Origin of the sequence: Terriglobus sp. 2YAB30_2 (assembly GCF_052114765.1) — a bacterium.
In the GTDB taxonomy this organism is placed as follows: Bacteria; Acidobacteriota; Terriglobia; order Terriglobales; family Acidobacteriaceae; genus Terriglobus.
In genome coordinates this window covers 124,747-134,759 of the sequence record NZ_JBFRFJ010000014.1, presented here as the reverse complement: position 1 = coordinate 134,759, position 10,013 = coordinate 124,747, and the positions used below count along the sequence as shown (strand labels likewise).

Genomic DNA, 10,013 nt, shown 5'->3' with positions numbered 1-10,013 from the left:
TTCACCCTAGGCTGGTATAGAGCGCACCTTTGGTGCTTACCGTCGCCAATTTCATCGTTGTGGCTTATCTCAAGAAGATACAGAAAGCGAAATACACCCAATTTCCCAAGAAAACTCAAACTTGAATTTGTCGATACAGCCTAGCAACTCGTTTCAACGCCACCATTCACCCTGTTACCACATCCTCCCCGGTAAACTAGAGGGGAATGTTTAGAAAGCTGTACTCAGACTGGATGTACGCGTGGGAGACGCGGCTCACCACGGCAGACACCAACCGCATTGTGCGTCCACTCGAATGGGGCTTTGACTGGCTGGCCGAGTGGGGAACCCATGTGGAGGAAGACCCGCTTGGATCGATGAAGGCCATCAACGGTCACATCGTCGCCAACGCCGAGGAGTTCTTCAGCTATCAGACGCCGACCGACTTCCGTCTGGAGAAGCGGCACCCGCAACTCTTTCCCACGAACGTACGTCCGGAGACGCTGGCGAAGGACGCACTGTGGAAGGCCAATGCCGAAGAGGGTCTGATCGAAGAGGCGGAGTTCCTGCGCTTTACCTCTGCCGTGCGCACCAAGTACCCGGAGAACGACCAGGTGAACGCACGTTGGTATCCGGCACCGGCCCATCAGGATCCCAAACGGCCGAAGCAGGCGATTATCGTCATGCCGCAGTGGAATGCCGATGCCTTCAGCCATAACGTTCTCTGCGATCTGTTCAACAAGTTCGGTGTCTCTGCCCTGCGGCTCTCGAAGCCGTATCACGACATCCGCAGGCCGGCAGAGCTCGAACGCTCGGACTACGCCGTAAGCTCGAACATCGGCCGCACCATCGAGGCGGTGCGGCAGGCCGTTGTCGATGTGCGGAGCTGTATCGACTGGCTGCAGTCACAGGGATACACGCACTTTGGCGTATTGGGAACAAGCCTGGGGTCGGAGTATGCATTTCTTTCCGCCGCCTTCGACGAGCGGTTGAAGGTCTGCGCCTTCAATCACGCCTCGACGAGCTTCGGCGATGTGGTGTGGCAGGGGCAGAGCACACGCCACGTCCGCGCGGCCTTTGAAGAAGCCGGCATGTCGCGGGAAGATGTGCGGGCCTGCTTCGAGGCGATCAGCCCGAAGAATTACATGGAGCAGTTTGCGCGCGTGAAAGACCGGCAGACGCTGGTCGTCTATGCGACCTACGATCTGACGTTTCCTCTGGAGTTTTCGCTGGAAGTACTACGGAGCTTTGAGCAGCGTGGAATTCCGCACACGCCTAAGGTGCTGCCTTGCGGGCATTACGTGGTGGGTGAGAAGCCATATGCATGGCTTGACGGCTGGTACCTCGGCACGTTCGTCTATCGAGCGTTCAAGCGCCTGCGTACAGCGGGTTAACCCTGGGAAGCGAATTGTTCAAGCAGTCTTCTTGGTGTGGCGATGCGCCCTGCCGAAGTGCGAAGCAAAGAGGCAAGGGAGCACAACCACAGCCACCAAACTGCAACCTAAGATAAGGTCCATCATATTGGTCAACGTATCCATCGGCGTCCGTCCCCCGTTGCTTTAGTGCAGCGGACGACTTTTGTGATGCATTCTTCTTCGACCGCGTCTACCTTGGTGTCCGAAAACGATACATACCACGGCGCCAACACCATAGTGACGCAACACAGGGCTAGAAGGAAATCATGCATTCAGGTGGCTCCTCCGAAGTTGGATTCGGTTCCTCTTTTGGGAGGATCGCTCGCTTCACAATCGGGCGGTATCGCCTGTGCGTGGGAGCGCGATGCGACTTTGGTGGCAGGCGCAGGCAAGGCTTCCGCGGACAACACCTTCGCCGGCACGAACAGCGTTGATTGAAAAATTGAATCAAGAGCCTAATCAACTGCTGGCGAAGCCCGCCGCTTCACCTGCAGCCCGGGATGGTTGCTGGGCATATCGACATATTCGGGAGGCTCATGCACCGGGTGCCCCAGGTTCCTGGGGCACCCGGGCAACAGGTCCGGTGACTATTTCAGCCTAGGACTGGGGTCCGAGCCAGACTTTTGATGGCGCGGTTAAAATATCCGTATGCCGATCGACTTCAACGCATCTCTCGCCGCCTCTGACCCCGAAATCGCAACGATGGTCGAAAAGGAGGTCATCCGCCAGCACGAAGGTCTGGAGATGATCGCCAGTGAGAACTTCGTTTCGCGCGCTGTGCTGGAGGCCGCTGGAACGGTCTTCACCAACAAGTATGCCGAGGGGTATCCGGCGAAGCGCTACTACGGCGGGTGCGAGTTTGCCGATGTCGTTGAGAATCTTGCGCGCGATCGCGCCAGGCAGCTCTTCGGCGCCGATCACGCCAATGTGCAGCCGCACTCCGGCTCGCAGGCCAATGCCTCGGCTTACATGACCATCCTGCAGCCCGGCGATACCATCCTGGGCCTGGACCTGGCGCATGGTGGCCATCTCACCCACGGTCACAAGCTGAACTTCTCCGGCAAGCTGTATCGTGTCGTCGGTTATCAGGTGCGGAAAGACACCGAGGTTCTCGACTACGACGAGCTCGAAGCAACAGCCCTGCGTGAGAAGCCGAAGATCATCGTCGGCGGCGGATCGGCATATCCTCGCACCTTCGACTTCGCCCGCATGCGCGCCATCGCCGATAAGGTGGGCGCTTACTTCATGGTCGATATGGCCCACTTCGCCGGCCTGGTGGCAGGCGGCGTGCATCCTTCGCCGGTACCGCACGCACACTTCGTCACCACCACCACCCACAAGACACTGCGTGGACCGCGCGGCGGCATGGTGTTGTGCACGCAAGAGTTCGCACAGGGCCTCGACCGCTCTGTCTTCCCTGGCCAGCAGGGCGGACCGCTCGTGCATATCGTCGCTGCCAAAGCTGTCGCCTTCAAGGAAGCACTGCAGCCTGAGTTCAAGCTCTACGCCGCACAGATCGTTGCCAACGCCAAGGCGCTGGCCGAGGCGCTGCAGGGCGAGGGCTTCCGCATCATCTCCGGTGGCACCGACACGCACCTTATGCTGGTCGACGTTTTTGCCAAGGGCATCCTGGGCAGCGAAGCCGAAAATGCTCTGGGTGAGGCCGGCATCACGGTGAACAAGAACGCGATTCCGTACGACACCAATCCTCCCCTGAAGCCTTCGGGCATTCGCGTGGGCACACCGGCACTGACGACCCGCGGCATGAAGGAAGACGACATGCGCATCATCGCGAAGTGGATCGCCGAAGCTCTCGAGCACCGCAACGACGCGGACAAGCTGGCGAAGATCAAGGGCCAGGTCGGGGAGCTGGCAGAGAAGTATCCGCTGTATGGGTTCTTACGCGAGCCGGCGCTCGCGTAAGAACCGTTGAATGGTGGAATTGTTGAATAGTTTTCTTGCTTGTTCAGAGGGGCGAGTTTCGCTTAGGCGAGGCTCGCTCTTTTCGCATTCAGGTGAGGCTTGCCGTCTTCCCAGCCACACCATTCAACGATTCAACCATTCAACAACGAGCTACCCACCAGCACCCTGATAGCCCAAACCTCACAACAAGCCACAGACACCCTCAAAATAGAGGCCCCTCCGGATATTGTATCAAGTACGAACTAAATAGCAATAGCACTTCCGTCCAATGTTCGCGGGCGTCTTTCCGCTTTACGATTCTTAATCGCTGGATGGCCCGCAAGGATAAAGGGCCGGGCGACATGTGCGACGAATAACAATCCGTTTGCTGCTCTTCCTTCTGGTGGCCGTCCTCGGTTTTGAGTTGATGACCACCGCGTTCCACCTCCTGAATCTACCGAGCGATAAGGCCGTTTACGGCGGCATGGTGCTGCTCGTCTGCGATGCGGTGGTGGTGTGCTCTGCAACCTGGTTTCTCTGGAGGCGTTTATGACCATGTTTGACAACTTGCTTCAAACCACCGGCCGCGGCAATGGCCGCGACGACGACGACCACGGCAAACGCATGCTACGTTTTGCCTTGAAGTGGGGTGTTGTCCTCGTCATCGCGATCATCGTGCTGAACCTGTTCTTCAGCTACATCGTCAGCGTCACGCGTATCGGCGCCGGCTATGAGGGCGTGGAGATCTCGCTCTCCGGCTCGCAGCGTGGAGCGCAGGAGATTCCAATCCGTACCGGATGGGTCTTCTACAGCCCGCTGAAGTCGCAGATTGTCGAGTTCCCGACCTTTGTGCAGACGGTGAAGTGGACGCAGGACGCTCATGAAGGCTCGGCGACCAACGAGCAGATGAGCTTCAACTCGAAGGAGGGCATGGAGATCTATGCCGACGTCTCGCTGAGCTACGCCATCGATCCGCCGCGTGTGCCTGACTTCTATGTGAAGTACCGGCTCAACGACCTGACACGCTTTACGCACGGCATTCTGCGCGATGTGGTGCGCAACTCGCTGAACGAAGTTGCCAGCACCTACACGGTGGAGGAGATCTACGGCGAACGCAAGGCTGAGTTCCTGGGCAAGGTGCAGGCCCTCATCCAGCAGAAGATGGATCCTGTCGGCGTTGGTATTCAGCAGTTCGGCTTCATCGGTGCTCCGCGGGTCCCCAGCGTGATTGCTTCAGCCATCACCGCGAAGGCGCAGGCCATCCAGAGCGCCGAACGTGCGCGCAACGAGCTGGCCGAAACGCAGGCCGAAGCCGCCAAGCAGATCGCCGCGGCCGAGGGTGAAGCCAAGTCCAGCGTGACACGTGCCCAGGGCGAGGCGGAGGCCAACCGCATCCGTCAGACCTCGATCACGCCTCAGTTGCTGGAGCTTCGCAAGCTGGAAAACCAGCGCGCCCTGATCGAACGCTGGAACGGTCAATTGCCCAGCGTGCAGACCGGCAACGGGCAGATGCTGATGGAGCTGCCCTCTGCGAGGTAGTTGATTGGTTGAATTGTTGAATGGTTGAATCGTTTCCTTGCTTGATTGGAAGGGGTGGGTTTCGCATATGCGAGGCTCGCCCCTTTTATCTTTGCGTATGGCGGCTTGCTGAAAGTGGCGTGAGCAACTCAAGTGAGTTGGAGGTGCATGGACTACCACCAATCCACGATTCAACCATTCAACGATTCCACCATTCAACCAAGTCCCTACACACGAGTCCCTGTTGGACACCACGACTCACTCGTGCTGCCAAAAAGACTAGTACGTCTCGACCAGTTCTTCTTCGCGGATGGGTTCCGCGGAGTTGCTGTCTTCGAGGGCGGCGAGGACGTTGGCGTCAAACCAGGCGTCGTGCGCTTCCACCACAGCAGCAACTACGGATTGTGGATTCATAACCATGCTGGCAGCTTAGCCAAGCCTGCAGCCGGGTGAAAGTATCGTTCCGGATTCTCCCGTTGACTCTCTTGGTGCGACAATCACAGCGGAATGCTTGCTTTTTTTGTCCTGGTTTCTGTCCTGCTGCTGGCGACCCTGATGCTGCCCAAGTTCCGGATTGGTGGTGGGCGGCGCGGCCAGATGTTGCGGTACGCACAACAGACCAGTGGTGACTTTCCCGATGACGAGATTCCCCAGGACTTTCCCTTCTCGATGACCGATGACCTGAACTGGGGCCAGGGCCGCCACTGCATCTTTTGGCGACAGGGCCTGAGCTACGTCATCGTGATGGACGCCGAGATCGGCTTCGGGCGCGAGAGACATCCACTGACCTTGATGGCCGCCCGGCATAACGCCGCAACCGGAGTGATCTGGTCGATGCCGCGCGAGATCGAGATGCGCGCCGAGGATGGATGGGTGGTGTTGTTGGAACGGGAGCGGAAGCTGCTGAGCACGGGACAGATTGAGGAGTTGAGGAAGTTGTTCCTCTCTAGTTCCTAGTTGGTTCCTGGTTGCTAGTTGGGCGGTCTTCCTTCTGAAAGGGCACCGGCCGGGTGTCCCACATCTGCGAAGCTTATGTGGGAGTATCGAGCGGAGCTCGATCCCTGAGACCCGAACAGAGAAGCAGATCCTTACGGGATGAGATAGATTCGCGCGTAGCGCGAATCCCCACATCTGCTCCGCGGATATGGGGCACCCAGTCCTACTGATCCAAGAAAAGACAAAGGCCCGGCATTCTGCCGGGCCTCCGCGCGAAGCGCCTTTGCCTGGACGGCCAGTCCCGGCTAGTCCCCCTCAGATGCGCATGGGCATGAGGATGTAGCGGTACTTGGAGTCTTCGCCGCTTTCTTCGGGGCGCATCTGGCCGGCGGACTGGGCGTCCTTGAATTCGAGGCGGACCTCGCCGGTGTTACCGATGGCTTTGAGGAAGTCCAGCAGGTAGGCGGAGTTGAAGCCGACGACCAGAGGATCGTAGCTGTAGGGAGTCTCGATCGTATCTTCCGACTCGCCCGAGTCGGTGGACGAGGAGGAGATCTTCAGCTCGTTCTGCTCCATGCGGATCTTGATGGCGCCGGAGCGCTCGTCGGCGAACTGGGCGACGCGCTGGATGGCTCCCATCAGGTCTTCGCTGCGGACAATGACGAACTTGTTGTTGTCGCGGGGCAGCACGGCCTCGTAGTTGGGGAACTGGCCGGTCAGCTTGCGGCTGGTCAGCACGCGTCCGCCGATGCGGAAGTAGAGGGTCTGCTCGTCGTCGGCGAACTCGAGGGTATCGTCTTCGGTGTTCGCCAACAGCGAGGAGAGCTCGCCCAGGCACTTGCGCGGGATGAGGGTCTTCTTCTCGCCAGAGACGCCGGAGATGGTCTCCCCGAAGCGCTCGATGTGAGCCAGGCGGTGGCCATCGGTGGCGACCATGGCCATGGACTCGGACTTGAGGACTAGCAGAGCTCCGTTGAGGGTGTAGCGCGACTCCTCGTTGGAGATGGCGAAGATGGTCTTGGAGATCATGCTGCGCAGGGCAGCGACGTTGACCTTCAGGGCGCCGGTCTCGGGAAACTCGGGAACGGTGGGGAAGTTGGCGCGGGCCATGCCCACCATCTTGGTGTTGGAGCGGCCGGCGCGGATCTGCACCCAATGGTTATCCATCAGCTTGATGCTGATCTCGCCCTCGGGCAGCAGCTTGATGTAGTCGTACAGCTTGCGCGCGGGGATGGTGCAGGCGCCTGGCTTCTTCACCTTGGCGGTGGTGGAGGTGCGCAGAGACTGATCGAGATCGGTCGCCGTAATGGTCAGGCGGTCGTCGTCCGCCTCGAACAGGAAGTTCGACAGAATGGGGATCGTCGTCTTACGTTCCACCACCGACTGTGCGGCCGTCAGCTCACGCAGCAGATCGCCGCGGGAGATAGAGATTTCGAGATTGCCGGAGGGAGCCGCGGATGCTGCAGCTTGAAGCGGGGTTGCGGTGGTCGTCATGGCAGAAGTGTCTCCCGATGGTGAAACCTTGACGTGCGTTTGGCAACACTGTACCAGTTCGTCAACACACGTGGAACAGCTTGATTGTAGCGAGGATTGCAGAAAGAAAGCAGTTGTGCAAAAAGGGGGTAAATGTTGAATGGTTGGATAGTTGAATGGTTGAATAGTGGCCGCTAGCGCGGGAAGAGCCAACTGACCCTATTTCGCCAGTTTTGGGCCTGACCCCACCCGGGGGGGTGCCCCGCCCTCGCAACGCTAGGGCGGGCGGGGAGCTACCCAACGCAGGGGCTTTTCGCGCTCTATTTCTCCAACTCCGCCTCAATCGCGGCGATCAGGGTCGGGTCGTCGGGCGTGGTATCCGGGGCAAACCGGGCCACTGGTTCCCCGGTACGGCTGATAAGGAACTTTTCGAAGTTCCAGAGCAGCTCCGGCGGCTGATTCGGCTCGGTACCGTAGTTGCGCAGATCACCCGCAAAATCGAACCCGGTGGTCGAGATCGCCTGCGGCAGAGCCTTTGTAAGTTCCTGATAGAGCGGGTGTTTCCCCGGGCCGGTTACGCCGATCTTGGCGAACATGGGAAAGCTGACGTCATAGGTCAGCGAACAGAACTTGGCAATCTCCTGGTTGGTGCCGGGCTCCTGCCCACCAAAGTCATTGGCGGGAAATCCGAGAACCACCAGGCCACGGTCTTGGAAGCGCTGGTACAGGGACTCAAGCCCCGTATACTGCGGCGTAAGCCCGCATTTGGAGGCGACATTGACGATCAGCAACACCTTGCCGACGTACTCGGCCAACGTGGTGGGCGCATGGGTGATGGTCTCCAACGGGATAGTCTGCAGATTTGCCATGGTGATTGGATGCTCCTGGTAGGAGTTAAAAGTTGCAAGTTAAAAGGTGAAGCGTTAAGGCAGGGACAGTAAAAGGGGATTGGCCCCACGAAGGTTCTTGTTTCACCCTTCCATAGTTTGTTTCAACTTCTTTCTCGATCGCAGAAGTTGCTGGCGTTTGCTGAAGAGGCATCGGCGGGTGGCAACGGTAATCTCCATGCATTGGGAGAAGTTCAGATGAGGAATGAGGCAGACGCTCGCACGCATGGGATTGATACCCCTCTCGAACGCGTAGAGTCCTGCTATTCCGTAACGCCTCCACGGGCGCCAGTATGAGATATCGCTGATATTGGCGAGACTGTAGGAGACTTCTCGGGACTCGGCATAAGGCTGGCGGCAGATGAAGCCGTCGCCGGAGATGCGGAACATGGCATCGACGCCAAACCAGCGGCGCCACGCCGGACACAGGCCCAAGCCGAGCGGGATAAGTGCAGCAAGGCAGACCGGACGGTCATTCGGTTCGCTGAAGAGCAGGAGAAGAAGGAATGTCAGTGCCGCCGGCGCGAGACACAGAAACACCGTTTGCCGGTTCGGCGGATATACAGCCCGCACTGTAAGACCATCGGACGCGTCCTTAATTTCGAGCTGAAAACGCATGGAAGAGACAGTGTAGCCGGGTGGCAGACTCCGTCAGAAAGTAAACGTCTGGTTTTCTTCGTCTTCCTCTTCTTTGCTAAGCGGAGGAATAGATCGCCACTTCGCGATCAAACGGCCGACTAAGCGGCGAATGAATTTCAACATGAAGTGAGTCCTTGCACCTCTTGACGGGTTTGTCGCAGTCGAGGGGTACATACGCGAAAAAATGCTCTCTGTGGGTGAAGCCGCTTCCTTCTCAGGCGCGGCGTGGGACGGCTTTTAGCCGTCTCCCCTAAGCAAGACATTCGCGCCGCCGGCGCGAAACTATTGCGCGCCCGCGCACAATAAAGCAAGTCAGCTTTGACGATCGTTCTCTCGACGGCGTCCAGGCCGTTTCGTAAGGCGGGTTTGCTTAACGGCCGTGCCGTACGAGGTTGGGCTCAAGAGGGGCTCAGCCGCTGAGGGCGACGTATGTGGAGCGCACAGGCTTCGCCAGCTCATTTGCATGGCCCTTGCGAGTAGGGAGTTTCTGAATTTCCTCTGCTATCTCAGGTCGTAAATCCACTTGCTCAGTGACCTTGTCACAAGGTAGTCTGCAGTTCCTCCCCACATTTGATTCAAGGACACAAAGAGATGTACCGTCTTGCTGCAACACTCGCCTTTTCCTGCACGCTTTCTGCCCCACTCAACGCGTTAGGTCAAACCCAAGCCACCGCTTCACCGGCACCCGCTCCTATCGTTGCCGCCTCAACATCTCCCGATACCACAGGGAAGTACACTCTGCGAGAAGGGGAAGACGTTCACCTCAAGTTTGCGCAGGATCTAAGCTCAAAGACGGCCACTGAGGGGGACCCTGTAACACTGGTGCTCACGGATGATCTCAAGGTTAATGGGGTTACCGTTGCAAAAGAGGGAGCCAAGGCTTTCGGCGAAGTTACCAATGCGAAGAAGTCAGGAATGATGGGCAAGGCTGGAGAGCTCAGTATTCGTCTGGAATATCTGAAAGTTGGGGATACGAAAGTAAGGCTTCGGGGGACAAAGGGCAAAGAGGGAGAGAGTGGCACCACCAGCGCTGTGGTGCTTACTGTTCTTTTTGGACCGATTGGCCTCATCAAACACGGAAAGAACATTGAGATCAAGCAAGGCTCGGCACTTACGGCGTATGTCTCCGACGACATTGCTTTGCCTCCCGTGGCGAACAAGTAATCGCCTCAGCCATCGCCCTGACCAACAGGGACACCGCTTCGCGGACAGGATAAAATAGATAGTTGTGCGGGTCTGTGTGATGAGCACAGGCCCGTGCTGT

11 protein-coding genes are annotated in these 10,013 nt (G+C 58.3%); 7 read left to right on the top strand and 4 right to left on the bottom strand.

Annotated features, from left to right (window positions below; translation table 11 throughout):
- Positions 1-206: 206 nt before the first annotated feature.
- The 5 genes from AB4Y89_RS19160 (at position 207) to AB4Y89_RS19140 (ending at position 4,835) form a co-directional block, all read left to right on the top strand.
- A complete protein-coding gene (locus tag AB4Y89_RS19160) occupies positions 207-1,373 on the top strand; it encodes an alpha/beta hydrolase family protein (RefSeq protein WP_442302548.1) in 1,167 nt (388 codons plus the stop codon).
- 297 nt (positions 1,374-1,670) lie between these two features.
- Positions 1,671-1,832: a hypothetical protein gene (locus tag AB4Y89_RS19155; RefSeq protein WP_442302547.1), complete on the top strand. Its 162-nt coding sequence runs from the start codon at positions 1,671-1,673 to the stop codon at positions 1,830-1,832.
- A gap of 210 nt (positions 1,833-2,042) precedes the next feature.
- On the top strand, positions 2,043-3,317 hold the full coding sequence (gene glyA, locus AB4Y89_RS19150; protein ID WP_442302546.1) for a serine hydroxymethyltransferase: 1,275 nt from the start codon (positions 2,043-2,045) through the stop codon (positions 3,315-3,317).
- A 343-nt stretch (positions 3,318-3,660) separates the two neighbouring features.
- Positions 3,661-3,849: a hypothetical protein gene (locus AB4Y89_RS19145; protein ID WP_442302545.1), complete on the top strand. Its 189-nt coding sequence runs from the start codon at positions 3,661-3,663 to the stop codon at positions 3,847-3,849.
- Positions 3,846-4,835 (top strand): SPFH domain-containing protein, encoded by a 990-nt coding sequence (locus tag AB4Y89_RS19140; protein ID WP_442302544.1) that lies wholly within the window; start codon positions 3,846-3,848, stop codon positions 4,833-4,835. Before AB4Y89_RS19145 ends, AB4Y89_RS19140 begins: the two co-directional genes overlap by 4 nt.
- A gap of 258 nt (positions 4,836-5,093) precedes the next feature.
- Here the strand turns inward: AB4Y89_RS19140 and AB4Y89_RS19135 are convergent, their stop codons facing one another.
- On the bottom strand, positions 5,094-5,228 hold the full coding sequence (locus AB4Y89_RS19135; protein ID WP_442302543.1) for a hypothetical protein: 135 nt from the start codon (positions 5,226-5,228) through the stop codon (positions 5,094-5,096).
- Between the two features lie 93 nt (positions 5,229-5,321).
- Between AB4Y89_RS19135 and AB4Y89_RS19130 the strand changes: the two genes are divergently transcribed.
- Complete coding sequence (locus tag AB4Y89_RS19130) at positions 5,322-5,771, top strand: hypothetical protein (RefSeq protein WP_442302542.1); 450 nt, start codon at positions 5,322-5,324, stop codon at positions 5,769-5,771.
- A 294-nt stretch (positions 5,772-6,065) separates the two neighbouring features.
- On the opposite strand, the gene dnaN is transcribed toward AB4Y89_RS19130, so the two are convergent.
- The 3 genes from dnaN to AB4Y89_RS19115 form a co-directional block, all read right to left on the bottom strand.
- On the bottom strand, positions 6,066-7,244 hold the full coding sequence (dnaN, locus tag AB4Y89_RS19125; protein WP_147646204.1) for a DNA polymerase III subunit beta: 1,179 nt from the start codon (positions 7,242-7,244) through the stop codon (positions 6,066-6,068).
- A gap of 299 nt (positions 7,245-7,543) precedes the next feature.
- Positions 7,544-8,092 carry a glutathione peroxidase gene (locus AB4Y89_RS19120; RefSeq protein WP_442302541.1) on the bottom strand — a complete coding sequence of 183 codons (549 nt, stop codon included), beginning with the start codon at positions 8,090-8,092 and terminating at the stop codon, positions 7,544-7,546.
- Between the two features lie 102 nt (positions 8,093-8,194).
- A complete protein-coding gene (locus AB4Y89_RS19115) occupies positions 8,195-8,728 on the bottom strand; it encodes a hypothetical protein (RefSeq protein ID WP_442302540.1) in 534 nt (177 codons plus the stop codon).
- Between the two features lie 612 nt (positions 8,729-9,340).
- Between AB4Y89_RS19115 and AB4Y89_RS19110 the strand changes: the two genes are divergently transcribed.
- Complete coding sequence (locus tag AB4Y89_RS19110) at positions 9,341-9,913, top strand: hypothetical protein (RefSeq protein ID WP_442302539.1); 573 nt, start codon at positions 9,341-9,343, stop codon at positions 9,911-9,913.
- Positions 9,914-10,013 lie beyond the last annotated feature (100 nt).